Source organism: Nocardiopsis sp. NRRL B-16309 (genome assembly GCF_001279585.1).
Classification (GTDB): domain Bacteria; phylum Actinomycetota; class Actinomycetes; order Streptosporangiales; family Streptosporangiaceae; genus Nocardiopsis.
In genome coordinates this window covers 38,244-62,436 of sequence record NZ_LGEC01000059.1, presented here as the reverse complement: position 1 = coordinate 62,436, position 24,193 = coordinate 38,244, and the positions used below count along the sequence as shown (strand labels likewise).

30 protein-coding genes are annotated in these 24,193 nt (G+C 69.3%); 12 read left to right on the top strand and 18 right to left on the bottom strand.

Features of this window, described 5'->3' with window-relative positions:
- Position 1: 1 nt before the first annotated feature.
- The 9 genes from ADL05_RS08050 to ADL05_RS08020 form a co-directional block, all read right to left on the bottom strand.
- Positions 2-418, bottom strand: a complete 417-nt coding sequence (locus tag ADL05_RS08050) for a hypothetical protein (protein WP_053616243.1) — start codon at positions 416-418, stop codon at positions 2-4.
- Between the two features lie 33 nt (positions 419-451).
- On the bottom strand, positions 452-1,105 hold the full coding sequence (locus ADL05_RS08045) for a hypothetical protein (protein ID WP_053616242.1): 654 nt from the start codon (positions 1,103-1,105) through the stop codon (positions 452-454).
- Between the two features lie 32 nt (positions 1,106-1,137).
- Complete coding sequence (locus ADL05_RS08040; protein WP_197285725.1) at positions 1,138-1,536, bottom strand: RRQRL motif-containing zinc-binding protein; 399 nt, start codon at positions 1,534-1,536, stop codon at positions 1,138-1,140.
- Between the two features lie 342 nt (positions 1,537-1,878).
- Positions 1,879-2,919 carry a hypothetical protein gene (locus ADL05_RS08035; protein ID WP_053616241.1) on the bottom strand — a complete coding sequence of 347 codons (1,041 nt, stop codon included), beginning with the start codon at positions 2,917-2,919 and terminating at the stop codon, positions 1,879-1,881.
- Positions 2,916-3,071, bottom strand: coding sequence for a hypothetical protein (locus ADL05_RS31035; protein ID WP_197285724.1), 156 nt, complete (start codon positions 3,069-3,071; stop codon positions 2,916-2,918). The genes ADL05_RS08035 and ADL05_RS31035 overlap by 4 nt, the downstream gene beginning before the upstream one ends.
- On the bottom strand, positions 3,068-3,241 hold the full coding sequence (locus ADL05_RS30395) for a hypothetical protein (RefSeq protein ID WP_156365763.1): 174 nt from the start codon (positions 3,239-3,241) through the stop codon (positions 3,068-3,070). The genes ADL05_RS31035 and ADL05_RS30395 overlap by 4 nt, the downstream gene beginning before the upstream one ends.
- A 58-nt stretch (positions 3,242-3,299) precedes the next feature.
- Positions 3,300-3,641: a hypothetical protein gene (locus ADL05_RS08030; protein ID WP_053616240.1), complete on the bottom strand. Its 342-nt coding sequence runs from the start codon at positions 3,639-3,641 to the stop codon at positions 3,300-3,302.
- Positions 3,642-3,733: 92 nt separating this feature from the next.
- A complete protein-coding gene (locus ADL05_RS08025) occupies positions 3,734-4,303 on the bottom strand; it encodes a hypothetical protein (protein WP_053616239.1) in 570 nt (189 codons plus the stop codon).
- A complete protein-coding gene (locus ADL05_RS08020; RefSeq protein WP_053616238.1) occupies positions 4,300-4,596 on the bottom strand; it encodes a hypothetical protein in 297 nt (98 codons plus the stop codon). Before ADL05_RS08020 ends, ADL05_RS08025 begins: the two co-directional genes overlap by 4 nt.
- Before the next feature lie 472 nt (positions 4,597-5,068).
- Here ADL05_RS08020 and ADL05_RS08015 point away from each other — a divergent pair, with 472 nt between their 5' ends.
- The 4 genes from ADL05_RS08015 (at position 5,069) to ADL05_RS08010 (ending at position 8,017) form a co-directional block, all read left to right on the top strand.
- Positions 5,069-5,827 (top strand): GntR family transcriptional regulator, encoded by a 759-nt coding sequence (locus ADL05_RS08015; protein WP_053616237.1) that lies wholly within the window; start codon positions 5,069-5,071, stop codon positions 5,825-5,827.
- Positions 5,782-6,339, top strand: a complete 558-nt coding sequence (locus ADL05_RS32390) for a GNAT family N-acetyltransferase (RefSeq protein WP_082376196.1) — start codon at positions 5,782-5,784, stop codon at positions 6,337-6,339. Before ADL05_RS08015 ends, ADL05_RS32390 begins: the two co-directional genes overlap by 46 nt.
- Entirely contained in the window at positions 6,336-6,656 is a 321-nt protein-coding gene (locus ADL05_RS30390) for a hypothetical protein (protein WP_156365762.1), read from the top strand. Before ADL05_RS32390 ends, ADL05_RS30390 begins: the two co-directional genes overlap by 4 nt.
- A gap of 275 nt (positions 6,657-6,931) precedes the next feature.
- On the top strand, positions 6,932-8,017 hold the full coding sequence (locus ADL05_RS08010; RefSeq protein ID WP_082376195.1) for a DUF1152 domain-containing protein: 1,086 nt from the start codon (positions 6,932-6,934) through the stop codon (positions 8,015-8,017).
- A 77-nt stretch (positions 8,018-8,094) separates the two neighbouring features.
- On the opposite strand, the gene ADL05_RS08005 is transcribed toward ADL05_RS08010, so the two are convergent.
- Complete coding sequence (locus ADL05_RS08005) at positions 8,095-8,499, bottom strand: hypothetical protein (protein WP_053616235.1); 405 nt, start codon at positions 8,497-8,499, stop codon at positions 8,095-8,097.
- Positions 8,496-8,762, bottom strand: a complete 267-nt coding sequence (locus ADL05_RS08000; RefSeq protein ID WP_053616234.1) for a hypothetical protein — start codon at positions 8,760-8,762, stop codon at positions 8,496-8,498. The genes ADL05_RS08005 and ADL05_RS08000 overlap by 4 nt, the downstream gene beginning before the upstream one ends.
- Before the next feature lie 417 nt (positions 8,763-9,179).
- Here ADL05_RS08000 and ADL05_RS07995 point away from each other — a divergent pair, with 417 nt between their 5' ends.
- The 3 genes from ADL05_RS07995 to ADL05_RS32115 all read left to right on the top strand — a co-directional run bounded on the left by ADL05_RS07995 (position 9,180) and on the right by ADL05_RS32115 (position 11,160).
- On the top strand, positions 9,180-10,130 hold the full coding sequence (locus ADL05_RS07995; RefSeq protein WP_053616233.1) for a replication-relaxation family protein: 951 nt from the start codon (positions 9,180-9,182) through the stop codon (positions 10,128-10,130).
- A 478-nt stretch (positions 10,131-10,608) separates the two neighbouring features.
- The gene (locus tag ADL05_RS31680; RefSeq protein ID WP_231640659.1) at positions 10,609-10,986 is read left to right on the top strand and encodes a hypothetical protein; all 378 of its coding nucleotides are present in this window, start codon (positions 10,609-10,611) and stop codon (positions 10,984-10,986) included.
- 42 nt (positions 10,987-11,028) lie between these two features.
- Positions 11,029-11,160 (top strand): hypothetical protein, encoded by a 132-nt coding sequence (locus ADL05_RS32115; protein ID WP_255351837.1) that lies wholly within the window; start codon positions 11,029-11,031, stop codon positions 11,158-11,160.
- Between the two features lie 195 nt (positions 11,161-11,355).
- On the opposite strand, the gene ADL05_RS31675 is transcribed toward ADL05_RS32115, so the two are convergent.
- The 3 genes from ADL05_RS31675 to ADL05_RS07980 form a co-directional block, all read right to left on the bottom strand.
- Positions 11,356-11,838 (bottom strand): hypothetical protein, encoded by a 483-nt coding sequence (locus ADL05_RS31675; protein ID WP_231640658.1) that lies wholly within the window; start codon positions 11,836-11,838, stop codon positions 11,356-11,358.
- Positions 11,839-12,291: 453 nt separating this feature from the next.
- Positions 12,292-12,852: a hypothetical protein gene (locus ADL05_RS07985; RefSeq protein WP_156365761.1), complete on the bottom strand. Its 561-nt coding sequence runs from the start codon at positions 12,850-12,852 to the stop codon at positions 12,292-12,294.
- Positions 12,853-13,513: 661 nt separating this feature from the next.
- Entirely contained in the window at positions 13,514-13,750 is a 237-nt protein-coding gene (locus ADL05_RS07980; protein ID WP_053616230.1) for a hypothetical protein, read from the bottom strand.
- A 120-nt stretch (positions 13,751-13,870) separates the two neighbouring features.
- Between ADL05_RS07980 and ADL05_RS07975 the strand changes: the two genes are divergently transcribed.
- Together ADL05_RS07975 and ADL05_RS07970 are read left to right on the top strand one after the other, a co-directional pair.
- On the top strand, positions 13,871-14,620 hold the full coding sequence (locus tag ADL05_RS07975; RefSeq protein WP_053616229.1) for a glycosyltransferase family 2 protein: 750 nt from the start codon (positions 13,871-13,873) through the stop codon (positions 14,618-14,620).
- A 471-nt stretch (positions 14,621-15,091) separates the two neighbouring features.
- Positions 15,092-16,948 (top strand): GDSL-type esterase/lipase family protein, encoded by a 1,857-nt coding sequence (locus ADL05_RS07970; protein WP_053616288.1) that lies wholly within the window; start codon positions 15,092-15,094, stop codon positions 16,946-16,948.
- 192 nt (positions 16,949-17,140) lie between these two features.
- Here the strand turns inward: ADL05_RS07970 and ADL05_RS07965 are convergent, their stop codons facing one another.
- Positions 17,141-17,761 carry a TetR/AcrR family transcriptional regulator gene (locus ADL05_RS07965; RefSeq protein WP_053616228.1) on the bottom strand — a complete coding sequence of 207 codons (621 nt, stop codon included), beginning with the start codon at positions 17,759-17,761 and terminating at the stop codon, positions 17,141-17,143.
- Positions 17,762-17,964: 203 nt separating this feature from the next.
- On the bottom strand, positions 17,965-18,687 hold the full coding sequence (locus ADL05_RS07960; protein ID WP_053616227.1) for a glycerophosphodiester phosphodiesterase: 723 nt from the start codon (positions 18,685-18,687) through the stop codon (positions 17,965-17,967).
- A 252-nt stretch (positions 18,688-18,939) separates the two neighbouring features.
- Here ADL05_RS07960 and ADL05_RS07955 point away from each other — a divergent pair, with 252 nt between their 5' ends.
- A complete protein-coding gene (locus tag ADL05_RS07955; protein WP_053616226.1) occupies positions 18,940-19,710 on the top strand; it encodes a DeoR/GlpR family DNA-binding transcription regulator in 771 nt (256 codons plus the stop codon).
- Positions 19,711-19,813: 103 nt separating this feature from the next.
- Here the strand turns inward: ADL05_RS07955 and ADL05_RS07950 are convergent, their stop codons facing one another.
- Entirely contained in the window at positions 19,814-20,266 is a 453-nt protein-coding gene (locus ADL05_RS07950; RefSeq protein WP_053616287.1) for a VOC family protein, read from the bottom strand.
- Positions 20,267-20,363: 97 nt separating this feature from the next.
- A complete protein-coding gene (locus ADL05_RS07945; protein WP_053616225.1) occupies positions 20,364-21,650 on the bottom strand; it encodes an MFS transporter in 1,287 nt (428 codons plus the stop codon).
- 214 nt (positions 21,651-21,864) lie between these two features.
- On the opposite strand from ADL05_RS07945, the gene ADL05_RS32265 reads away from it, so the two are divergent.
- Together ADL05_RS32265 and ADL05_RS07935 are read left to right on the top strand one after the other, a co-directional pair.
- Positions 21,865-23,469, top strand: a complete 1,605-nt coding sequence (locus ADL05_RS32265; RefSeq protein ID WP_053616224.1) for a sensor histidine kinase — start codon at positions 21,865-21,867, stop codon at positions 23,467-23,469.
- A 55-nt stretch (positions 23,470-23,524) separates the two neighbouring features.
- A complete protein-coding gene (locus tag ADL05_RS07935) occupies positions 23,525-24,181 on the top strand; it encodes a response regulator transcription factor (protein WP_053616223.1) in 657 nt (218 codons plus the stop codon).
- The last annotated feature ends 12 nt before the right edge of the window (positions 24,182-24,193 follow it).

Sequence of the window (24,193 nt, the reverse complement as noted above, 5' to 3'; positions counted from 1 at the left end):
CTCACCACCCCAGCAGCGGGCCGAAGATGCCGGTCCCGGCGTCGGCCAGGGAGGTGACGACGGAACCGCCGACCCCGCCCACGGCCCCGCCGGCGGCCAGGAGTACGACCGGCAGGCAGATCGCCGCCCACTGGCCGCCCTCGTCCAGCTTCTTGTTGCGCCAGACGTCGATACCGACCATGACCACGAAGAACACCGCGACCGCGGCGAGCACCGACCCAGCGGAGATGGACTCGGGGAGCAGCCCCAGGATGAAGCCCAGGACCCACAGGATCAGCGTGGACGCCCACCCTCCCAGGAAGGAGAAGGCGAACAGGGCCCCGCCGAAGACGGCGAAGAACCCGGAGATGAGCCAGTGCGCCTTCGTGCGCACGAACCAGAACAGGGCCAGGCACAGGATCGCGCCGACGGTGAACATGTGAAGACTCCTTTCGAACGAGTTTTGTGCAGGTCAGAGCATGAGAGCGGCGGACACGGCGATCAGCGCGGCCACGACCCAGGCGGTGGCGTGGCGGGCCGGGGACCGCAGGACCCAGGTGAGGAAGTGCAGCACCGTGATCACCCCGATCGCGGGAGCGGCGTAGCCGCGGGCCAGCGCCCGCCACAGCCCCTCTTCGGGCAGGTGCGAGCCGTCCATCACGAACGCCCACTCCTCACGCAGGCTCGGCTGGCGCTCGCGCCACACGTCCGGCGGCCGGAACGTGACGCCCAACCACTTGATGGCGCGTTCGGCCTCAGCGGCGCTGGGGCTCTCCACAGCGACCAAGGCGGTCTCCTCACTGGTCTCAGTCGGGGTGTCGGTGCTGGTCGGGGCGTCCTTCGGGGCCGTGGGCTCTGCGGCCTGGTCCCGCTCGGGAGCGGGCGCCGGCGCCCGCGCGGCGGACTGGTCCGTGCCGGCCGCGGGCGCCTTCGGCGCCGCCTTGGGCGGGGCCTGGGAGCCCAGGACCGCATGGGCCAGCGCGTCGGGCAGCCCGGCCGGGGCAGCGGCTGCGTCCCGGTCCGGGCCCGGGACGGGGCCGGATGGCACCGCCGACAAACGCGGGGCGTCCTGGGGACGGCGGCCGCGCGCCGGGGCGCGGCCAGCGGTGGTGTTCAGCGGGACCATCGGCCCCTCCCATCTGTGCGTAGGTGTGCAGGTCAGGCCGCCACCGCAGGGGCGGCGGCACATCCGGTCCCGGGCGGGCAGACGCCGCCCAGGGACGTGGGCAGGCAGTAGGGGTGGATCTCGCCGCAGTCGCGGCAGGTGTGTCGGGCCAGCAGGGCCCGGGCCAGGGCCTGTTCGCGGGCCGGGGTCATCGGGCGCACCGGCCGGGCCAGGTGCACGTGGTAGAGCCAGGCCAGCCGGTAGCCGTCGCGGGCTCCGCCGCAGCGCGACCGCGATCGCCAGGCGAGCTGTGCGACCGGCTCCTGGCCGCCGGGCCTCAGCCCGAGCCGCCGGAGCTGCTTTTTCGTCGCCAGTCCGCGGGGTGCGAGGTTCCTCGGGTAGGTCGGGGTGCCGTACTTGGTGCCGTCGGGGTCGTAGAAACGGCTAGCCACAGGGGGTCCTTCCAGGGGAGGGGCCGCCGCCCGGGCAAGAGGGCGGCGGCCCGTGAACGTGGTGGCCCCGCACGGGCGGGGCACGGCTTCGGATCGTTGGGCTGATCGGAACCTCCTTCGTGGCTGAGGGGTGTGCTCGAACAGCACCGTGGCCGGTTCGCGCGGCGCCAGCTCACCCACGGCAAATGGGGCGGCACTGGTTCGCGCGGCGCCGGAGCGGTGCGCACACCCACCCGACCGAGGGGCCGGGAGGGCGTGCGCACCCGCCGGAGCGAGTGGTGGGCACCCCTGGGCACCCGCAGATCAGCGGGGGTGCCCAGGGGTGCCCAGTAGGTGGGGCGATCAGGACTTCATCTCGGGGGGCAGGTGGCGGTTGACCGTACGGCGGCTGACACCGGCCTCGGTGGCCACGGCCGACACCGACGGCGCGCTGCCGTCCGCCGCCAGGCGCTCGTAGGCGGCCAGGACCGCACGACGGTTGCGCTCGCCCTCGCTGAGCGGAGCCTCACCGGGGGTGGGCACCCTGGGCACGTGCTCCTCAGCGGGGTGGACACCCCGCGCCGGGGGCGTCTGCGAGAACCCGAACCCCGCTACCGGTGCCGTGCCGGGCGGCAGATCGTCAAGGCCGGACGGGTCGTCGGGCACCCGGGGGCCGGCGGAGATCTCGGTCGCGGTGTAGACCGGGGCGGCCAACTGGATCTGCTGAGCCAGCTCAGCGCGCTTGACGTGGATCTGCGCGGTGGCCTCGTCCGTGGCCATCTGCGTCTCGGCCCGGCGGCGGATCTCGGCCAGGCGCTCCTCCTGCGCGGCTTTCGCCTGGGCCTCGGCCAACGCCAGGGCCTTGGCCGCCTTGGCCTCGGTGTAGGCGCGCTGGCGCTCCAGCTCGGCCAGCTCGGCCTCCTGGTCCTCGGTCAGGCCCGTGGACAGGCGCCGGTTCTTGCGCTCGGCCTCGGCCCGCTCCTTGGCGGCCTGCTCGGCCGCGTGGGCTGCGGCTGCGGCGGCTGCGGCCTCACCGGAGGCCTTCGCCGACAGCGCCAGGTGCCACAGCGCCTTGGATATCAGCGGCACGGCCGCCATCAGCGCCAGCGCCGGAGAGATCGGCCAGGAGTGGATCGCGATCGCGGCCGCGGCCACACCGGCGATGAGCCAGGACGCGGCCTGGGCGCCCCGAGCGATCGAGGGCGCCACCCACGCGATCGCCACCGCGGCGACCAGCGCCACGTCCAAGGCGATGCCGGCGGCCATGGCGACCGGCCACGGGGCAGGGATCATGTCCGCCACCGACCAGGCCGTCCACGCCAGCGAGAGCACGGACGGGATGGAGGCGGCGATCAGCAGGGGCCGCGTGCGCGGCCCGGACGGGATCGGGTGAGTGGTGGTCATCGGTCAGCCCTCCTCGGGGCGCGTCGGGTTCGGGCGGGTTCGGGCAGGGTGTGTTCGGCGAACAGAGTCCTGGGGCCGCCAGTGAGGGCGATCAGGAGCACCGGGACCGCGACGACCAGGACGATCGCGGCGGCGATGATCAGTCCGATCACTGCCACCACCCCGCCAGGGCGGCTCGCAGGGAGCTGATCATCTGCCGGGTCAGGCAGGCCAGCCCGCGCTGGCACGCGGTGCAGTTGCTGATGTGGAACTGGAGGTCGGTCATCGCGTGCTCCCGCAGGTCGGGGAGGCGCACTCGTAGCAGGCTCGGAAGGTGTTCCACTGCATCTCCATGCCGCAGTGGATGTAGACCACGCTCGAAGCCCAAGTCAGCAGGGCGCTCACGCGGCCCACACCTCCTCCTCGCCGTAGTCGCCGGCGGCGGGCCAGAGCCCGGAGCCGTCAACGGACACGAGCACCGGGATCTGGTCGACGTCGCGCACCAGCGGCCAGGCGGTGAGGGTGCCGGCCAGGAGTTCGCGGACCTCGATCGCGGCGGCCGGGTCGTCCCAGCCGTCCTCGGCCAGGGCGTCGGCGACATCCCAGGAGGGGTGGTCGTAGGGGTCGGTGGTTGCCTGCTCGGCCGTGTCGGCGTCCCAGAACCGCGGGCTGTGCTCGCGGATCGCCAGAAGGTCTTCGATCGTGTCGAGCGGGTCGCGGTAGGTAGGCTCGTCCTCGTACATCTGATCTCTCCTTGCAGGTGGGTGGATGTGCAGGAGCCCGCTCGGGGTGCGATCCCGGGCGGGCTCATCTCATGGGGTAGGTCTCAGGGGGTTCAGGCCGCGTTGGCGCGACGCTCGCGGTCCTCGTCCATCGCGGCGCTGATCTCCTCGCGGGTCAGGCCGTAGCGGTCCTGCAGCAGCGCCTCCTTGTCCGGGCCACAGCCGTAGGGGTCGGGGCCGGGCAGGTGCAGCGGCGTGCTGTCCAGGTAGTAGGAGCCGCCCCTGTAGGTCAGCTCCCCTGCGAACAGGTTGAGCGGCATCGCGAGGATGGCCTGGGCGGCGGCCGCCCGGGTGGCCTGCTCGGCCTCGTACTCCTGCGCGGAGGGGTGCCACGAGATCGCCGGCACCCGCCACAGGGTCCGCCAGGCCGCGCGGGCCCGGCGCCGGGCGGGCTCGCTGTCGGCGTGCCTGCGCTCGGCCAGCTCCTTCTCCAGGACCGTGACCGGGTCACGGAGGACCTCGGCCTCCCCGGCCGCGTCCCACCGTGCGGATACGGCCTCGTCTCGCTCAGCTCGCAGCCGCATGCCCTCACCGGTCAGGCGGTACATCTCCCGTTGGTCCTCGCGCACCTCGCTCTCCCGGGCGCGGATCTGCTCGATGCAGGAGCGGTGCACCCAGTTCATCGGACGGCCTCCGTCTCCAGGCGGGCGGCCATCAGCCGGTCGCGCTCGGTCTGGAGAGCGGCGATCTGTGCTTCCAGGAGCACGAGGTGGTCCACACCGCCGACCATCACGGTGTTGGAGGCGACCTTGGTCACGGTGTAGCCGCTGCTCCGCAGCGCCGCGGCGACGACGGAGGTGCCGTCGGTGGACAGGGCGACCAGCAGGCCGGCGGGCGTGGGGCTGCTACTCCAGATCTCCCGGCCGAGGGCCTTGATGATCGAGTAGACGGTGTCCTCGTTGGGGGGTGTCAGCATGGTGTGAGTCCTTTCCGCGGTGGTGGTGCTGGCGCGAGGCCGGGTGGACCCTGCGGTCCCTGCCTCAGCCCCGGGCGGCCGCCTGTTGGCGGTCGGTGGGGCTGGACAGGCACCCGCAGGGGGTGCGTGTGATGCGCGGCCATTCCGTACCGCCGGCCTCTGCCGGGCGGCGCACCCTTGTCGGGGTGCCGTGACCACGTCTTCCCATCGCCGCCCCTTGTCTGCTCGGGGTGGGGTCAGGGCTTGCGCACTATGTGCCTCAAGGGCTTGTGAAAGCTCATGTGCTTCGGGCTTCCACGCGCCTCACCTGGGGTGAAGCGGAGTCCGCTACCGAACACTAGGGAATATTTCCCTGGGCCAAATCGTTGGACTGTTTGGCCTAGTCCAAATAGAAGCATGTGAGGTAGCAAGGCGTCAAGCGTTTGCTACGTTTGGACTAGGCCAAAGATCAGCTCGGGCAGGGGAGACAGGTATGACGCTTCGTGAGCCGCCTCTATACGCGCAGGTGGCAGAGCTGCTGCGTGAGAAGATCAGGTCGGGTGACCTGGCACCTGGGGAGTTGGTCCCGACGGAGCGGGATCTGGCTCGCGATCAGCAGATCAGTCGAGGTACTGCAGTACGGGCCTTGGAGCAGCTCGTCACCGAAGGGTTGATCACCCCTGGGAGCACCCGAGCGGGCCGTCGAGTCCGGGATCTAAGGATCCTGCCGATCCATGCCAGCAGGAGTGAGCAGATCGATCACCGGAAGGCTGCGGGGGTCGATGCGTGGGTGAGTGACAGCCAAGAACACGGGCGTGCCCCGGGGCAGCAGATTGAGGTCGGGGTCGTTCACGCTGACGCGGAGATCGCTGGCTACCTTGGTCTCAATGAGGGAGAGTCGGTCGCGGTGCGGCGGCGCTTGCGCACGTTGGATGGTGAGCCGAGCAACCTGGCCGACACCTACTATCCGATGGACATGGTGCAAGAGGTAGCCGAGATCCTCGATCCGGCCGACGTGCCACAAGGGGTTGTGGCCTTGATGGCAGAGCGCGGTCTCGTTCAGACGCGCTACCGCGACCACCTACGTTGGCGGCCGCCGACACCCGAGGAAGCTCGAAAGCTCCGCATTGGAGCGGGCGTTTCGGTGCTGGTTCAACACCGCATTGGCTATGTAGGTGATCGGCCTGTAAAGGTCAGTCGGCACACATGGCCGGGCGACACGATCGAATTGATCTACGAGCTGCCAGCATGACTCAGTGGAGAATTCGTTCTGCGGCGCCCGAGGACACGGAAGGCGTAGTCGATCTTCTCAACTACGCTGCGGATCAACTGCGGGAGCGCGGTATCAGCCAGTGGCATCCTGGTTGGATGAACTCGGAACGCATGCTCCCCATGATCCAGCGGGGCGAGACATTCGTTGTGCATGACGCCGTTGGGAATCTTATTGCTACCGTTTCTCTGAACGATAGACCCGACCAAGATTTTTGGACACCCGATGAGCAAAAGGTGCCCGCATTGTACCTGAGTAAGCTGGCAGGGCGTGTGTCAGGGGTCGGAGGATGGCTATTGGATTGGGCGGTCCAGCGGGCTTATTCCTTAGGGTATGAAGCGGTTCGACTAGATGCCTGGGCAACCAACGAGGGGCTGCACAAGTATTACAGGGAGCGAGGATGGGCGCACCTGCGGACCATGCGCATTCCTGGGCGGAACAGTGGCGCCCTCTTCGAATTCAGAACTAAAGCACCTTCAAGGAGTGCACAGTGATCACCATTCGCACTACCGTCCATGACCCTGCCGAGGAATCGGTTGCAGCGGATCCGGGGATCTCCGTTCACTATGTGCACGGTTCTTCAGTGGCAGGAGTGCATCCCTTCGTTGAAGAAGCCCACGAACTCACGCTAGCGGTCGGTGACCACCGCCAACTCTGGTACGACGGCAGGCAGTGGCGTGTGGGACAGAACGGCTGGGGGGCCAGTTACGCCGATCGCGTCATTCGTTGGGACGCGCTTAACGAGCTTGATACCGAGGGGCGTTACGTCATCTCGGACGAAGGTGATGCAGTCGTTCTAAAAGCTACTTGAGCTGAGTTTTAGTAGAGCCCGCTGTGAAGGTTCACAGCGGGCTCTGGCGTCTCACTGAGGAACACGAGCTTCATGCCCAAGCTGCCCCGGGAATGTGGCAGATCCTGTCGAGCTAGCCATTGGGGGGTGCGTTGTTCCTGTTGAGTGCATGCGCTGGATCGTCTGAGCTTCCTCTTGTTGACAGGGGAACTCGGGGAGCGGAACGAGGGCCAGGGCTCCGGTGTGGTTCGTGGAAAATGGGCACTCGTAGTCGACCACACCGCTAGTCTTTTGAGATGACCTTTTTGCTTGTGGCGGCCGGCGGTGGCGGCGATGCTCTGGGAGCTGCAATTCTGGCGCGGAGCCTGGGACTCGCCATCGAAGAAACAGTCATCGCCACGTTCGCCTGGGAGCGTCTGCGGGTCGACCCCCTTCCCGGTCCTCGCGGCACAGGTTCCTTCCATGGGTTGACATGGCGAACTCCTGACTGCGCACTCGTGACCGCACGGACTTCCCCGGTTTCGCCGTCCGGGTCCACCCTTCCGAGGCTCTCTGGCGACCTGGGGCGTCCGCTCGTCCTGTTGGACCCCCACGGCGGTGAGATCAGCCTCCGAAAGCAGCTGGTCGAAGCGGTCGACGCCTTCCAAGTCGATGAGGTCATCGTGGTCGATGTCGGTGGTGATGCCCTCGCGCGAGGAAACGAAGCCGGACTTCGTAGCCCGCTGGCGGATGCCCTGGTTCTCTCTGCTTGTGCGGCGATCGACCGGCCTGTCCACGTGAGTGTGCTCGGTCCGGGCCTAGACGGAGAGCTGTCCGAGCCCGAGGTCATGGCCAACTCGAGGGCCGCTGAGTGGCGCGTTATCGAGCGGCGGCATGTGGGGGAGTTCACTTCGATTCTGCGCTGGCATCCCTCCGAGGCCACTGGCATGCTCGCGGCGGCGGCCCGTGGGGCCCGGGGCACCGTGGAGGTACGTGGAGAGGGACTGCACGCCGAATTGACGGAGCTCAGCGCTGGCTATCTGTGGCTGCCGTTGGAGGACGTGATCGCACTCAGCGGGTGTGCACGGGCTATGAGCGGCACGTCATCGCTCTCTGCAGCGGAAGAGGCGGTCATCGCGGTGACAGGGCGTTCCGAGATCGAGTTCGAGCGGGTCAAGGCTCGGCGGCTGTCCGACACCGGTGTTCGCCAGGGCACGAGGAAAGGCTTCGCCGACAGGCTGAGGGGATTCAGTGAGGCAGCGGCCGAACGCGGGTCCGACTACGTGACCTCCCGGCGGATCGCGGAAGCGCTGGGGCTTTCCGCCTCTGACGAAGAGCTACGCGGCCGTCTGGCAGAGATCGACCCTGACCGTTACGTGGCGCCGCTGTGGCGCACTCGATGAAGCAGAGCGGCTCTCAGAGCCGATTCAGCTCGCGACCTCCCCTTGTTCCGTAAGCATCACGGACGCGTGGTCCGCACTTAAGGAAGCGTCTCGACCGGGGTGTCGGGCAGGTAGCGCTCCCACTCTTGCGCAGGGGAAGTCGTGACGATCGGCCAGCCGGCATAGCGGGTCATCGCTTCATGGACGGCATGGGCGTCAGCCAACGTCAGGCCGTCGTCTTGCCAACGGGTGGCGATGCGTGCGACCGCTGCCGCCGTGTCCCTGTCGACGTGGCCGAAGGTGAAGATCGGCCCGTCCAAGCGCTCCTCGACTCCGGCCGCGCGGACAGGCGCCACGGTGTGCAAGCCGGCGGCCAGTGCCAGTGTCGGGACGTGAAGCGGGATGACACGGCGTTGGGCGACGCCGACCAGGGCGGACATGTAGACCGAGCCTTCTGCCCAGGCGTTCAGTGCGGACGCGGTCAGGATCTTGCCACCGATCACGCGGCCTGGCCCTCTTCCCCGCCGGCGATGTCCTGCGCCCACTGCATGGCGCGCTCGTACTCCTGCGGGTCGCTCTCCCGAGCTTGGACCAGGTCCTGCTCGATGAGGAGCTGCGCACGCTCCTGGCGGCGCTTCTTCTCGGCCAGGGCTGCGTTCACCCAGGCCGACACCGACCGGGCCTCGCCGGCGTCCACGGCGGCCTCGGCGACCTCCAGGAGTTCGGGGTCCAACGTGAGCGTTACACGCTTCTTCGCCTCACTCATACCTTCATCATACTCAGCGCAGCCTTCGGGGCCAGAGCGAGCGGCCTGTGCGCTGTGCGCGGCGCGTTCGTGATCTTCGGCAACCCCTGTGCGCAACCGAGGCCGAGTGCGGCAAGGCCGGCGCTACGCCTACTACCTGTCACAAGCTGAGCATGAATCGGCTTGCCCTTCTTGAGAGGGGAAGGCACTGGCCTTGCCGACAGGGCTCGCAGGAAGGCACCTGGAAGGGCTCGCAGACGGGTGAACCCCTTCTGCCGGGCCATTCGGCTGCATGGCCTGCCACGTCAGGCTTGCGGACCTGTTGCCGACGTCGTGACATCTTCACCTCATACACGTCCCAGTTGGATGAGGTGAAGACACACTCACCACCGTGCCAGTGCACCTCTCTGTTGATGCCGTCTCGACAGACAGGACCACATGCCCTCAGCACAGCAACGCTCAGCACCCGAGCGCACCCGGCTCACCCCGATCCAGTCCGCCGTCCTGATGGTCCTCACCCATCACCGGCTCATGACCACCTCGCAGATCCAGCGACTCCTCCGTCCGGATGCCGCACACCCGCACTACCTCCGCAAGACGTTGAACCGACTCCGTGCTGTAGGTCTGGCCGACCGGGTCTTCCGCCCCCGCGGTGAGGACAGCGTGTGGTTCACCACCCCGGCTGGAGCGGAGCTGGCGCATGCCCACGGCGGTGTCCCGGAACGCCCCTACCGGATGGACGCCGCACGCGCCCGCGGACCCCTGCAGCGCCACTCACTGGCGGTCGTTGACACGGGCCTGGCCTTCCTTGACCACGCACGCGGCCAGGGCCTGTCCCTGAGCCCTTTGAGCTGGACACCCGAGGTCGCCCACCGCTACCGCAGCGGGAGATCCTTCCGGAACTCCAACCTCATCACGGACGCCGTCCTGGACTACGTCCACGTCGAAGGCGGCACCCGCTGGGACATGTCCTTCTTCCTGGAGATCGACCGGGGAACCATGCCCCTCCACCGCCTGGTGGAGAAGGTCAACCAGTACCGGCGCTACGCCGACTACGCCCCGGGCCGCCATCCCAGGGGCCGGCGCGTCCTCATCGGCGACCTGTCCACCCGCCCGGCCTGGCAGCGCCGGTACCGGTGGTTCCCCACGGTCTTGATCGTGTTCGCCAACCCGCAGGCATCCCGCATGATGCGGACCCGTCAGTACTCGCTCCAGCGCATGATGCCGCGTTGGTCCTACCGAGGGGGCACCGACACGGTCCTGCAAGCCGGTGTGGTGCTGCTGAGTGACCTCCAGGAGCACGGGCCCGCGGCGGACATCGTGGTGCCGCTCCACTACGACTCCGATGGAGAGCGCACCAGCATCGTGTTCCGGTCCAGCGGAGGCTAACGCGGAGGCTGCGGAGGCTAGCGGAGGCTGGGTTGCCTGCCCAGTCTCCGCCGTATATCGGCAGGCCAGGAGTCGTTTTGCGCGTCGTGCGGAGGCTGCGGAGGCTGCGTCTTCTTACTCTCTAAGAAGGTGAAGAGCACAGGCAGGGGGAAGCCCCCCAATGGCTAGCCCTGGATACGTCACCATCCGTTCGGGCGCGGCAGCGTCGGTGGGCTCTTCGGCTGGCGGGTTGGTTGAGCAGGCAGTGAGAGCGAGCGTTGCCGCGGCTGCGGTGGTGGTCATGGGGTTCGTATGGGGCCTCTGTTCTCGGGGTTGCTGAGACGGTAGGGCGCCGCACGGACGTTACGGGCGGGTACGCCCACATAGAGGTTCCCCAGGCGACACACTGGTTTTTCTCGCGTCGCCCGCTTCGGCGCTTCCGTCTACTGCTGGAGGCCTGATGTCTGTGTCGCGTGCGCTGGTGTGTTTGGGTGCCGTCGTGGTGCTGTCCGGATGCTCCTCGCCTGAGCCTGCCCCTGAGGAGGAGTCCACGCCGGCTGCTTCGGTGGCGTCGCCGTCCGCGCCGCCGGAGGTTGAGGTTGACCCGGAGTCAGCGAAGTGGATCTGTAACGACCTTCGGATGCGTGATGTCTACCGGGAGGCGGATGATCTGGCCCCGCACGAGGAGGCGCAGATCGTCATTCTGGAGATGGAGGCGAACACGAAGGCGTTGGAGGAGGACGCGGAGCCCGCGCTGCGGGAGATTGCGTTGGAGCACATGGGGGATTCGGAGGCGGGGGCGGACGCGATGATCCCGTGGTGTCAGGAGAACACGGAGCCGGTGGGTGACGGGATCATCGACGGTTACCCGTGGTGACTTTCTCGCTCTCAGGACGACCCGAAGCCGGAACACGCCGCGATGCTGCTCCTGCGCTCCTTCGGAATCGAGCCTGTCGTAGACCAGGTGGAAGCCCTCAAGGGCGCGATGGACCGCACCTGGGATGATGCCGACGAAGCGCGAATGAAGCGTCTACAGAGGCGCATTCTCTGACCGCGAATCACGAGAGGCCCGGGTGCATGACCCGGGCTTTCTTGTTGCTATAGCACCAGCAGCAAAGTCAGGGCTGCAGTGATATTCTTTCGGCTCGTCATCAGAGGGCACCTTCTCGACAGCGCTGACTTTTTCTGATGCACATTGATATCACGATATTCTGCCGTTTGAGATCTGCATCCTCATAAGAGTTGTTTAGGGTTTGTTTATCCATTCTACGAAACGTGCAAATCGGCCTGGTTTTCGAGTTTTCTGAAATATCATATCCTCATTATTTCGGAAGAAGTTGATCGTTGGGTGCTCGTAGTGGAAGAACTGAGATCTCTGGTCCGATGGGATTCCATCGGCCACCCACTCATATCTAATGCCCATTGATCCAATGTAGGAAGCCATGACGCATCCAATGAAGCGTGTCCGTTCGCGATCCATTATGGCCATTGTGGGGCTAATGTGCATCCCACGCCCGTATTCACGGTGCACGGAATCTGTGGAGATGATCACCATTTGCCCATCGTCCATGTCTTGCGCGCCATTCATGAAATCACGCAGTGATTGCGGTATAGGGATGCGGTCCATGGCCATGCGGCAGCCGAAGTGTTTGGCATGGTAACGGGCCAGGTCGAGTGACTTATCCTGCCAATCTGACTCGTATATCGATCCCATGTCCACCACGGGCATTATCCTCATTATATGGGTCTCGACGTGCTCCGCATAGGTGTCGTATGCTATGTCGAAGGGTTGAGACAGATCGTTGTTGCACGGAGCACACAGCGACTTTGGAAATTTTATTACACCGTATCGATCTCGCTTGATTCCGCTCTTTCCGCGAATTTCGCGTCGCTGTTTTCCATCTCTCCAAACCAACATTTGCCTGTCGTCCATCAAGCGCGTCAGGCTCGAACGCTTGTATTTGTGTTCGCCCGTGGTGGCTGGTCGAGTTCTACACCACCAGCACATTTTATCTGCGGGTGCGAGAAGATGGGCATAGATTTCTGGGGGCTCGAAATCTGTCGTACTGGATGCAGTCTCTGGGGTTGAGTCCTCGTTCCCCCTGTTTTCGGGTTTTCTGTGATTACTATCTGAGCTCATGGTGTCTCCAACCCAAAGACGTCCTTCCGCGTGTTTCGCCAGCTAGACCCCGAACTCTCTCCTTCGACGCCACTGCCACCAACGCGGTATGCTGATGGGGGATCCTAGTTCCAAGATTTTCTTGGACACCAAATCGAGAAGCTCTCCCTCATCATCGAACCGTTCATCGAAGAAGTACTCAACTGCTAACACGACATCTTTGTCGCCCGATGAGGCTGCAAGGTTCACCATGTTCTGCCAGTGATCATCGGCCATACTTGGGGCCGCACTGTTTGACAGAATGATGTAGCGCCCTCGCTCATGGAGCAACTGCTGCAAGTCTTCTCGCTTGCTGGCGCGAATGCTTCGCTGCTGTTCAATGGCTGCGTCTTGGAGGACGTACCGACGCTTCCTACGCTCATTGAGACCAGTGGCAACCCCCGTCCCGACGGCCCCGACGAGGACCAGAAGGATTGGCTCGAGAACTTCCACAAGTGCGAGGAACGCTTGCATGAGGGCTCGCTTTCTCAGGCTACTCGTCCGCCCCGTCTGCCTCTCATACTCCCCCTTTGACATGTCGGTCCGGGTAAGGACATGGCCAAGCCCATGGCCGGTAGCGGACACGCGAACGGTCCCCAGAGCGTCGCCTGAGGGCTGTTGGCGCGGTCGTCCGGCCTTGGTGAGCGGGCACGCACAAGGCCCCGCGGGAAAGGGGACGACGCTCAGTCCGCAGCCAGGTCCGGGGCGGCCTCCCACAGCAAGTCCACGGCTGAGTCCGTCTGAGCGTCCACCTCCGCTCGGCGCGCGCATCTCCCGGGGCAGAGACTCGCTATCCGGGACGGTTTTGTCCCCGGCCGCGCTCCTTGCTAGCGCCGGCTGCCAGCCCTCACCACTGGGGGAGAAGGGCGGCCTGCAGTGGAGGTCTGTGCTGAATGCATGTTGAAAAATCGTGAGTCCATCCCACTCTGGGTGCTCCTTCACAGGTCAGGATGGGTGTGCCGTCGTCACGGTCGGTGGACTCATAATCCCTGGGTCGCGGGTTCGAGTCCTGCCCGGCCTACCCCCTGTGAACTGCGGCGGAGTCCATCCGGGGCTCCCGTGTGCCCGGGTTCTGACAGCCATTTTGACACCCTGGGCCCTGCAAGTCAGCGCGAACGGCACGCCCTCGGCGGCGTGCCGCCTGCCCCTTCTCCACGTGCGCCCGCACCACGCTCATGACATGGCCCGTCCGCGGCCTCGACGGATGTGCGGGGACTCGCTGGCGGATGCCCAGACCTGAGGGTCGTCACAGGTGGATGTCGCCGTAGAGGGCGTCCGTCTGGACGACGGTGCCGGTCGACCGGCCATCGATGATGTTGACCGTCGGGAGCCGGTCGTCCGGGAACGTCAGCTCCACCCGTCCGCTTCCGGGATCGGTCCCCACCGCGACCAGCGGTCGGCCGCTGCCGGAGGCGACGACGATCGCGTCGTCGGGCAGGTCGGCCAGGGCTTCGCGCAGGGCGGCGACGGTCATGAGTTCCATGGGACTCTCCCGCAGTGTGGTGGGGCTGTCTCCGGCATCCTCTCGCGGGGGCCGGGTACCGGGAACCACTCCTGCGGGCCGGAGAGCGGGTCGAGGCCCGGCCACGGCAGGATGGCGGGTATGACCAGGACCGTCACCGTCGTCACCGCCGTGCACGCCCCCGCCGCCCGGTACCTGACCGAGGCCTATGCCTCCCTGGCCGCCCAGCGCCTGCCCGACGGCTGGGACTGGCAGTGGGTCGTCCAGGAGGACGGGGAGACCGGTGACGTGGCCCCGTACGTGCCCGACGATTCGCGCGTGGCCTTCGGGCAGGGCCGCCCCGGCCGCGCGGCGACGGCGCGCACGCTGGCGCTCTCGCGTGCCGTGGGGGAGTTCGTGCGCGTGCTCGACGCCGACGACCGGCTCACGCCCGGCGCGCTCGCCCGTGACGTCGCCGCGCTCACGCGGGAGTCCGGTACCGGATGGGCCGTCTCGCGCGCGCTCGACCTGCTTCCCGACGGATCGACGGTCGCCGTGGACGACGGTCCCCCGGAGGGCCCGATCGCTCGCGGAACCGTCCTGGCGGCCTGGCGCGAGCGGGACTTCCTCCCGCCGGTGCACCCGGCCACGCTGTGCGTCCGGCGCGACCTGCTGCTGGCCCTGGGCGGCTGGATGGCCCTGCCCGCCTCCGAGGACACCGGGCTCCTCCTGGCACTGGACGCCGTGAGCCCGGGCTGGTTCACGGCGGAACCGGGCCTGTTGTACCGCAAGTGGCCCGGCCAGGCGACCGCGGCCGCCGCGCACAGCGACGCCGGGGAGCGGGCCGCGCGCGCCGCGGTCATGGCGGACCGGGCCCGTGCGCTGGCGAAGCTGGGATGGAGGGCACCCTGAACCCGGTCGGGCACCTGCCTGGCACCTCAACCGCGCACCCGGTCGGCCCCACTCCAGAGCCTCAACCGCGCACCCGGTCGGGCTCGTTCCCGACACCCCAGCCCCGAATCCGGTCGGGCGCCTGCCTCGGTATTCCTGCCGTGCATCCCGTCGGGCCCAACCCCGGCGCCACCCCTTGCGCCCGGGCGACGGCGGGCCCCGACACCCAAGCCGTGAACCCGGCCCGGACCGTGCCTCGATAGCGGTGGAGAAGACCGACGGACACTCCGGACTTTTCTCGACGCACCCGGGTCGGCGACCCGGTTCCCCTAGACTGATCGACGGTCGAGGGACGTGGTGGTACACGTCTCGACAACCACCGCGCATCCGGCGTCGTCCGATCGGTCGGTGGACAGATGCCTCCGGGAAGGGCGTGTGGTGGGCGGGAGCGGGAAGCACAGGTCCGGCCAGGCCCGGCCCCGGGGCCGGCGGATGTGGACCCATCTGCTGCGGGGCACCGGGGCACTCGTGATGCTGGTGGTGCTGCTGATCGTCGTCAACAGCACCGTCTTCCGCGACGTCGACGCCCGCCCCCGGAGCGAGCGGCCGTCCGGTCCGGTCCCCAAGGCCTTCTCCACCTTCATCGACCGGGCCGGGATCTCTCCCGACGGAGCCGCCACCTCCGCCGACCTCGACGGCTCGGGCAACAGCCTCTCCGCGCGGTCGCTCGCCGCGGCGGGCTGGGTGCCCGGCGGCGACGTCGTCCTCCTGGGGACCCCCTTCCGGCTCCCCGCCTACTCCCGGGGCCGCCCCGACCACCTGCTCGCCGACGGCCAGCCGGTCGTCCTGGAGGACACGCGTGTGCGCTCGGTGGGGTTCCTGGTGACCGGCTCCCGGGTCGGGGGCGGCGGCGACGACGTCCTGGGCACCGGCACGGTCGTCTACGCCGACGGCACCGAGCAGGACTTCACCCTCAGCGTCCCGCACTGGACCGAGGGCCCGGCCGGGGACGCCGTGCTCACCCTGCCCTACGCCAACTCCTCCAGCGCCATCGAGAACGATCCCTCCGGGCCCGTGCGCCTGTACGCCCGCAGTGTGCCGGTCGACCCGCTCCGCGAGGTCGACCACGTGGTCCTGCCCGAGGTGGCGGAGGACTCGGCGCGCATGCACGTGTTCTCGGTCGGCGGCCGGTCCGCGGGCGAGGACTGGACCGGGACCTGGGCGCGGGCCACCTCCGGGTACATGGAGGTCGGCCCCTGGGAGGACCAGACCCTGCGGCTGGCGGTGCGCTCCACCGCCGGCGGCCACCGCGTCCGCATCCGGTTGGACAACACCTTCGCCGAGCGTCCCGTCCGGGTGGGTGCCGCCTCGCTGGCCCTGCGCGGGCAGGGCGCCGCCACGCGGGGCTCGGCGCTCCCGCTCGCCTTCGGGGGCAGGTCCGAGACGGTCATCCCCGCGGGCGGGCAGGTCTTCAGCGATCCGGTGGAGATCCTGCTCCCGCCGCACACCGACGTCCTGGTCTCCCTCCACCTGCCCGACCGGGTGACGGCGGCCCCGGTCCACTACGCCTCCGTGGACACCAACTTCACCAGTGCCCCCGGCACCGGCGACCAGACCCTCGTCGCCGGCGGGGAGCCGTTCACCGGGCGGGTCGACCAGTGGCCGTTCCTCGCCGGGGTCGAGGTCCTGGACGGGCCCGGCGCCGTGGTCGCGTTCGGGGACTCCATCACCGACGGGACCCGGTCCACCCGCGACGCCCACGCGCGGTGGCCCGACGTGCTCAGTGCCCGGCTGGCCGAGCAGCCCGAGCTGCCCAACCTGGGTGTGCTCAACATGGGCGTGGCCGGGAACCACGTGGTGACGGACGGATACCCGGGCTCTGGGGTGTCCACCTACGCCAACGGCGTCGCGATGACCCACCGCGCGCAGCGCGACGTGTTCACCCGTGAGGGCGTGGGCACGCTCATCGTCTTCGCCGGGATCAACGACCTGCGCTGGGGCACCGACCCCCGTGAAGTGATCGCCGGGCTGGAGTCCATCGCGGACACGGCCGACGAGCACGGGGTCCGGGTGTTCGTGGCCACGCTCGGCCCGTGCGGCGGCGAGGCCCGCTGCACGGAAGCGGTGGAGCGGGCCCGCCAGCTGGTCAACACCCACCTGCGCGGGCAGGCCGACGACCCCGCCAGTGTCTTCGCCGGGGTCTGGGACTTCGACGCGGTGCTGCGCGACCCGCAGGACCCCGCCCGGATGCGTCCGGAGTACGACTCGGGCGACCACCTGCACCCCGGCGACGCGGGCCTGCGCGCCCTGGCGGAGTCGGTGGACCTGCACCAGCTCGTCGGGGTGTGAGGCCGGGCGGTGTCAGGACGGCGACCCCACCAGGACCGCGGTCACGAGCGCCATCGTGCCCACGACGACGCGCGTCACCCCGAGTGCCCTCGCCTCCACTCCGCCGCCGCTATGACCGGGGCCGGGGCGGGCACTGCGGCCGGGGTGCCCGCCCCGGCGGTACCGGTGGAACCGGCCGCGCGGGGCCGCGGCTCAGCGCGGGCTCTTGAGGTGGTGGTGGATCACCAGGTCCACGTAGACGGTCGCCAGGTCGGGCAGGCTGAGCCCGCCGTCGGGTTCGTACCAGTGCAGGACGGAGTCGAGCGTGTCCAGGATGTCGTCGGCCGTCCGGCCGGCGTCGCGGACCTGGAAGGCGCCGGAGGCCACGCCGCCGACGATGATCTCCCGGACGTGCTCGCGGTAGGTGCGCGTCAGCGCCGTGATGTCCCGGTGCCGGGGCGGGTCGATGGCCCGCAGGACCGGCAGGATCTCCTCACGCAGCGCGGTGGCCGACCGGTGCTCCCAGCCCGTCTGCACGTGCCGTCTGACCAGGAACGACATCCGGTCGGTGGGACACGCGCGGACGTCGTCCTCGGCCAGTTGGCCGTTGACGCGTTCCCGGGTCGAGCGCAGCACGACGGCGAACGCCAGGTCGAACCGCGTGGGGAAGGCACGCCTCAGGGAGGCGGTGTCGATCCCGGTGTCGGCGGCGATCCGGTGGGTCAGTGCGGACATGGGCATGCCGCGCGAGCCGTGCTCGGCGAACAGGCGCGCCGCGCAGTCCAGGACGGGAGCCGTCGTGCGCAGCACGTGAGGGGAGATATCGGCCGTCATATGAAGGTGTCTCGTCGCTCGTGGTACCGCCGTGAAGGGGAGGGCGGCGCATGGTCGATTCGCGGAGAATCCTTTTCGAGCTTAACCCTGGGCGGCCGACGAAACGCGTAGAACAACAGAACTCGTCGAAGAATGTGGCGGTTGTGTGGCGCATGATGCCCGAGTGTCCCGCGTGCCCTACTACGTGCGGCTTTCCCGCTTTCTCACATCGCTCCCGCGGTCGCGGCGTCCCCCAGTTCACGTCCCGTTGTCAACGACACCAGGTCGTCCACCCGTTCCGTGGCCAGGGCGTCGACGCCCATTCCGATCAGGCGGGCCATCTCCGGGAACTCGTTCACCGTCCAGGCCGTGACGCGATATCCCGAACGGTGCATTTCGGCGATGAGATCACGCGTCAGCAGAGTGAAGTGAGTTCCGAGAAAGGCGGGGCGCAGGGTGCGGGTCAGTTCCTCGGGCGGCATCCCGGACTGGTCCCAGGCGAGCAGCAGCGGGACCTCCGACGACCGCTCGCGCAGTGCGGTGAGCGTCTCGGTCGTCCCGGTGAACAGCACCTGGTCGGCGAGTCCGCGCTCACGCAGCAGGGCGTCGGCGGCCAGCGCGGCCTCCGTCGACCCGGCGTCGAGCAGCAGCGGCGGGACGTCCTCGCCCCGGTGCTCGGCCAGGACCTCCATGAGGGTCGGCACGCGCCGCTCGACGTCCTCCCTGGCGGCTGCGAGTTCGGCCAGGGTCTGGTCGGCCACACGGCGGGGCGGGGAGCCCGGCGGGCCCATGACCCGCTCGTCCGCCAGGACGGGGTAGCCGTCGGCGGTCAGGTGGAGGTCCACCTTGACCAGGTCGGCCCCGGCACGCAAGGCTGAGCGCAGGGCCGGGAGCGTGTTTCCCGGATGGTGTGCGGTGTCGCCGCGCAACGCGATGGACAACGTCATGGTGCCAGGGTGACAAAAATGGGCGCTCCACGTGACGCAAACTGGAAAAACTGCCCGCAAGGTGAGACGAGAGGGGCCTGTGGGGCGGAAGCGGTGGACGTGGCGCATGCGTCGTGAGGGCGTCGCGGCATGAGTGCGAGAGGACTCACGTCGCGAGATCGACCTCTGGGGTGCGCCGTACTGGGAAACTTTGTTACATGACGTCGTGACAGCACGGTGTCCCGAGCCCGGCCCCCGAACGTGAGGCGAACGATGATCCCGGACCAGCGGCGAGAGCACATCCTCAAGCTCCTCCAGGAGCGCCACGTGCTGAGCATCAACGAGCTCACGTCGATGCTGTCCGTGTCCCACATGACGGTCCGGCGCGACATCCAGGCGCTGGAGAACGACGGCAAGGTCCTGTCGGTCACCGGCGGGGTGCGGCTCGCGGCGCGGCTGAAGAGCGAGCCCTCCTACCTCGCCAAGGCACAGCTGGAGGTGCCCGCCAAGCGGGCGATCGCCAGGGCGGCGGCGGACCTGGTGCGCGAGAACTTCACCATCTACCTGGACGCCGGCACGACCACCCTGCAGATGGTCCCGCTGCTCACCGACAAGGTCGGGCTGACCGTCATCACCAGCGACTTCAACGTCGTGGGACACCTGATGGAGTACCCGGGGATCGAACTGATCCACACCGGGGGCGTGGTGTCGCACTCCGACCACTCGTCGGTGGGCCGCTTCACCGCCGACTTCCTGCGGCAGGTCAACGTGGACCTGGCCTTCATCGCGAGCAGCTCGTGGGACGCCGAGCGCGGTTCGACGACCCCGTCGGAGGCCAAGGTCGTCGCCAAGCAGGCGCTGCTGCGGATCGCCTCCAAGAGCGTCCTGACCGTCGACAGCACCAAGTACGGCAAGTTCGGCACGTTCCGGGTCGCCAGCCTGGAGGAGTTCGACCTCATCATCACCGACGACCGGCTGCCGCGTACCGCCGTGGAGGAGTTGGCCGAGCGCGACATCCGGCTGAAGACCGTCGCCGCGGAGTAGGCGCGCGTCCGCCCCGTGCGTCACCGCCCGCGCGTGACCGCTCCGCGCGGGCACAGGGGCCCGTGAGCGCACCCGCGCGAAGGCGCGCTTGGCCGCGCCGGGGTCAGTCCTCGCGGCCGTCGACCTCGGCGGGCGCGTAGAGGGCCAGCTCGGTGCCGTCGGGGTCGTAGAAGAGGATCTTGGACCCGGCCTCGCCGTGCATCACGGGGGAGTGCTCCACGTCCATGTCGCCGAAGCGCTCCTCCCACGCCTCCAGCTCGCCCAGGTTCCGCACGCCCAGGGTGAGCCGGTCCAGGCCGCAGTGGCGCCGGTCGAACCTGTTCTTGAAGTGGTCGCGGTGCTGGATGAGGGCGATCAGCAGCCCCGAGGCGGGGTGCTGGCACTCGGTACGGAGCGTGCCGCCCTCGTCACGCTTGTTCTGTACCTTGAATCCGAGGACCGTCTTGTAGAAGCGGACGCTTTCGTCACGGTCGCGGACCGACAGGGTGACGCGCGCGAGCCCGGTGAGCTGGGGCACGGATACCTCTCTTCGGCGGCGGGAGTTCTTCGAGTTCATGGTGGTCAGTAGGTCGAGCACGATCCATGAGCCTAGGGCCCGTGGATGAGTCCTGGACCGCTCTTTAACGCGCGCTTAACGCCCGATGTTCCCCGTCTCACCCCGTGGCGGCGCCGGCGCCCGGCGTGTTCGGTCCGGGCGTGGCGGATCGGACACCGGAACCGGTCCGCGCGGGCTCCGCGCGCTCGTACCAGCGGGCCCTCAGCACGAGCACCGTCACCGTCAGCGAGACCAGGCCGCCGACCGTGGCCAGCGCGAACGCGCCCTGGTGCCCGAACCCGTCGGCGAGCGCCCCCGCCACCACCGACCCCAGCGACTGGCCGAGGATGAGGCTGCTGAGGACGACCGCCATCGACTGCGACAGGCGGCTCGGCGGCGCGGCGCGCTCGATGAGCCCGAACAGGCTCACGATGTGCGGGCCGATCGCCGCCCCCAGGACGAAGATCGCCACCGCCAGTCCCACCGCGCCGAGCGGCAGGTAGAGCGGCAGGGTGAACAGGAACAGCGCCCCCGCCGCGATCCTCGTGCGCGCCGTGAGCGTGAACCCCGCGGGCAGGGAGGCCATCATCAGCCCGGCGGTGGCGCTGCTGACCCCCATGACCGCGTACATCAGCCCCGACAGGTCGGCGTGCCCGGAGGCGGCGGCGAAGGCGGTCACGCCCGTGGACATCCCGCCGAAGAACAGCCCCTGGCAGAACATGGGCACGGTGAGCAGGAGCAGGGCCGGCGTGGCGATCCGGTCGCCCCCGCCCCGCACCGGGGCCGAGCCGGGCGGGGCGGTGGGGTGCAGGGCGAAGTGCGCGCCGAACACCCCGATGAGGACGCCGGCGCCCAGGACGCTCGCCGCCGGCGACAGGGTCACCGTGAGCACGCCCACCAGCGCCGGGCCCAGCACGAAGGCGGCCTCGTCCAGGACGCCCTCGACGGCCATCGCCGCGCCGACCGAGCGCTCCCGCTCGGCTCCCCGCCAGGGACCGCGCTTGATCAGCACCACCCAGCGGGTGCGGGCCATCGGGCCGATCTGGGGCATGCACGCGCCCCCGACGGCGGCCAGGGCGGTCAGGGCAGCCAGGGGTGCCCCGGCCGTCACCGCCGCGACCAGCGCACCGATCAGGACCGCGTCCACGACCGACATGACCAGGACGGGCCGGCGCTGTCCGTGGCGGTCGGCGAAGCGTGCGATGACGGGTCCGCCCACGGCGCCGCCGAGTGCGAAGGCGCCCGCCACGATCCCGGCGCTGCCGACACTGCCGGTCGAGGAGGTGACGAGGGTCAGCAGACCGATCAGCGCCATGGAGATCGGCAGCCGTGCCAGGAAGGAGGCCAGCAGCAGCGGCCGGCCAGCGACCTCGTGCATGCGTCGCAGGGTCTGCAGTGGTGACATCCGCCCTCGTCCCGATCGGGTACCGCGCCCTCTGGATTCCAGCACGGCGGTCGGGCGCGGGGCATCGTCAGAGAGACCAAAATTCATCCCATGATATGGGCGGTCCGCGCGCGGAACGCCGGTCGCTCCGGGGCCTTCCGTACGACCATCCGGTGCCCGACCTCCTGACTTTCGAGGGTGCCGGGGGCCGTGCACCGGTCTGTAGGTTCACCCCATGGACTTCTCCGAGCCGATCCGGACCGTCCGGCGGGTGCTGGGCCCCGTGGGCGGCCGACCGACCCGGCGCGCGCTCGTGTGGGACGGGGCCCTGGCGCTGACCGCCGCCCTCGGCGTCGCCGCGGAGGCCTACGCCGCCCTGGCCTGGGTGGTGCCGTCCGCGCCCGCCCCGGCCTGGATCACCCTGGCCCTGATCGCCTCCTGCGTCGTGGCCGCCGCGTCCATGCGCCGGTACCCGCTCCTCGCGGTGGTCGTCCTCCTGCCGGGGTCGATGGAGTCCATCACCCTGTCCCTGCTGCTGATCTACGCGTCCTACCAGCTGGGGCGGCGGATGCCCCGGGTGTGGCCCGCTCTGGCCGCCTTCGGACTCGGCCTCGGCCTGTGGCTGCCGCACGTGCTCGTCCTGTGGGCGGACGACACCTTCGTGTGGGTGGCCACCGTCGTCACGTTGGCCGTCAACCTCGCCCTGCCCTGGCTCGTCGGCGTGTACCGCCGCCAGCACCAGGAGCTGGCCGAGTCGGGCTGGGCCCACGCCCGCCACCTGCAGCAGGAGCAGCGGCTCGTGGCCGACCAGGCACGGCTGCGCGAGCGCTCGCGCATCGCCCGGGACATGCACGACTCCCTCGGCCACGAGCTCGGCCTCATCGCCCTGCGCGCCGGCGGCCTGGAGGTGGCCCCCGACCTCGACGACCGGCACCGGCGGTCGGCCGCCGAGCTGCGCGCCACCGCCGTCAGCGCCACCGAGCGCCTGCGGGAGATCATCGGGGTGCTGCGCGACGACGCCGATCCGGTCCCCCTCGTGCCCGTGGACGAGGGCGTGCCCCACCTGGTCGAACGCGCCCGTGACTCCGGGATGCGGGTCATGCTCGTGCGGGACGGCCCCGTGCGGGACCTGCCGCCGATGGTGGACCGGGCGGTGCACCGGGTGGTGCAGGAGTCGCTGACCAACGCCGCCAAGTACGCCCCGGACGCGGAGGTGACCGTGTGGCTGGCCAGCACCGACGAGCGTCTGGAGGTGGGCGTGACCAACGCCGAGCCGAGCGGCGCGCTCCCGCCCGGCGGGCAGGGCGGGCGCCGGGGCCTGATCGGGCTGCGCGAGCGCGTGCGCCTGGCGGGAGGCACGTTCGCGTCGGGACCCCGGGAGGGAGGCTGGGAGGTTCGCGCGACCCTGCCGCTCGTGGGCGCGGCGGCGCAGGACCCCGAGGAGGACGAGGCCGCCGAACTCGACCAGTTGCACAGGGTCGCCCGCCGCCGGGTGCGCGGATGGACGCTCGCCCTCGTCGTCCTGCCGGCGGCGGCCATGGCGGCTCTGATCGCGATCGGGGCGCTGGCCTTCGCGGAGACCGTGCGGGACTCGACGCTGGAGCCGGAGGTGTTCGACTCGCTCACCGTCGGGGACGCGCGGTCCGACGTGGAGGAGGTGCTCCCGCCCGTCACCGTGGAACCGGGTCGCGGCGATTCGGCGGAGGACGCCGTCCCCGAGGGCACCACGTGCCGCCACTACCGCGGCGGCGCGGGCCCGTTCGACCTCGACCACGTGACCTACCGGCTGTGCTTCGCGGAGGGGCGGCTGTCGAGCAAGGAGGAGGCCCCGGTACGGTGACCGCGCGGACACGGCCCGGCGGTCTCCGGAGCCGGGATCGAGGAGGGACACGGCAGTGATCAGAGTGCTGCTCGCCGACGACGAGGCGATGATCAGGGCCGGTGTGCGGGCGATCCTGGCCAGCGACCCGGAGATCGAGGTGGTCGCCGAGGCCGCCGACGGGCGCGAGGCGGTGGACCTGGCGCTCTCCCACCGCCCCGATGTGGTGCTGATGGACATTCGGATGCCGAGGCTGGACGGACTCGCCGCCGCCGCGGAGATCCACCGCCTGGCCACCGGCACCGCCGTGGTCATGCTGACCACGTTCGGGGAGGACGAGTACGTCTCCCAGGCGCTGGGCGACGGCGCCAGCGGCTTCCTGCTCAAGGCGGGCGACCCGCGCGAGCTGATCACCGGCGTGCACGCCGTCGCCGACGGCGGCGCCTTCCTCTCGCCCAAGGTCGCGCGGCAGGTGATCGCGCAGTTCGGCGGCGGCCGCGCGGCGCGCCGGTCGGCCGCCGCGGCCAGGGTCGAGGAACTCACCGAACGCGAGCGCGACGTGCTCGCCCTCATCGGCGCCGGGCTGTCCAACGCCGACATCGCCGCGCGCCTGTTCCTCGTCGAGGGCACGGTCAAGAGCTACGTCAGCGCGATCCTCGGCCGGCTGGGGATGCGCAACCGGGTGCAGGCGGCCATCCTGGCCTACGAGGCGGGACTGACCGCCCACACGTGAGGGGAACGACGG

Coding starts and splice junctions, on each gene's coding strand:
- ADL05_RS08050 (WP_053616243.1), bottom strand. CDS start 418: ATGTTCACCGTCGGCGCGATCCTGTGCCTGGCCCTGTTCTGGTTCGTG.
- ADL05_RS08045 (WP_053616242.1), bottom strand. CDS start 1,105: ATGGTCCCGCTGAACACCACCGCTGGCCGCGCCCCGGCGCGCGGCCGC.
- ADL05_RS08035 (WP_053616241.1), bottom strand. CDS start 2,919: ATGACCACCACTCACCCGATCCCGTCCGGGCCGCGCACGCGGCCCCTG.
- ADL05_RS08030 (WP_053616240.1), bottom strand. CDS start 3,641: ATGTACGAGGACGAGCCTACCTACCGCGACCCGCTCGACACGATCGAA.
- ADL05_RS08025 (WP_053616239.1), bottom strand. CDS start 4,303: ATGAACTGGGTGCACCGCTCCTGCATCGAGCAGATCCGCGCCCGGGAG.
- ADL05_RS08020 (WP_053616238.1), bottom strand. CDS start 4,596: ATGCTGACACCCCCCAACGAGGACACCGTCTACTCGATCATCAAGGCC.
- ADL05_RS08015 (WP_053616237.1), top strand. CDS start 5,069: ATGACGCTTCGTGAGCCGCCTCTATACGCGCAGGTGGCAGAGCTGCTG.
- ADL05_RS32390 (WP_082376196.1), top strand. CDS start 5,782: ATGGCCGGGCGACACGATCGAATTGATCTACGAGCTGCCAGCATGACT.
- ADL05_RS08010 (WP_082376195.1), top strand. CDS start 6,932: ATGACCTTTTTGCTTGTGGCGGCCGGCGGTGGCGGCGATGCTCTGGGA.
- ADL05_RS08000 (WP_053616234.1), bottom strand. CDS start 8,762: ATGAGTGAGGCGAAGAAGCGTGTAACGCTCACGTTGGACCCCGAACTC.
- ADL05_RS07995 (WP_053616233.1), top strand. CDS start 9,180: ATGCCCTCAGCACAGCAACGCTCAGCACCCGAGCGCACCCGGCTCACC.
- ADL05_RS32115 (WP_255351837.1), top strand. CDS start 11,029: ATGCTGCTCCTGCGCTCCTTCGGAATCGAGCCTGTCGTAGACCAGGTG.
- ADL05_RS31675 (WP_231640658.1), bottom strand. CDS start 11,838: ATGCCCGTGGTGGACATGGGATCGATATACGAGTCAGATTGGCAGGAT.
- ADL05_RS07980 (WP_053616230.1), bottom strand. CDS start 13,750: ATGGAACTCATGACCGTCGCCGCCCTGCGCGAAGCCCTGGCCGACCTG.
- ADL05_RS07975 (WP_053616229.1), top strand. CDS start 13,871: ATGACCAGGACCGTCACCGTCGTCACCGCCGTGCACGCCCCCGCCGCC.
- ADL05_RS07970 (WP_053616288.1), top strand. CDS start 15,092: ATGTGGACCCATCTGCTGCGGGGCACCGGGGCACTCGTGATGCTGGTG.
- ADL05_RS07965 (WP_053616228.1), bottom strand. CDS start 17,761: ATGACGGCCGATATCTCCCCTCACGTGCTGCGCACGACGGCTCCCGTC.
- ADL05_RS07960 (WP_053616227.1), bottom strand. CDS start 18,687: ATGACGTTGTCCATCGCGTTGCGCGGCGACACCGCACACCATCCGGGA.
- ADL05_RS07955 (WP_053616226.1), top strand. CDS start 18,940: ATGATCCCGGACCAGCGGCGAGAGCACATCCTCAAGCTCCTCCAGGAG.
- ADL05_RS07950 (WP_053616287.1), bottom strand. CDS start 20,266: ATGAACTCGAAGAACTCCCGCCGCCGAAGAGAGGTATCCGTGCCCCAG.
- ADL05_RS07945 (WP_053616225.1), bottom strand. CDS start 21,650: ATGTCACCACTGCAGACCCTGCGACGCATGCACGAGGTCGCTGGCCGG.
- ADL05_RS32265 (WP_053616224.1), top strand. CDS start 21,865: ATGGACTTCTCCGAGCCGATCCGGACCGTCCGGCGGGTGCTGGGCCCC.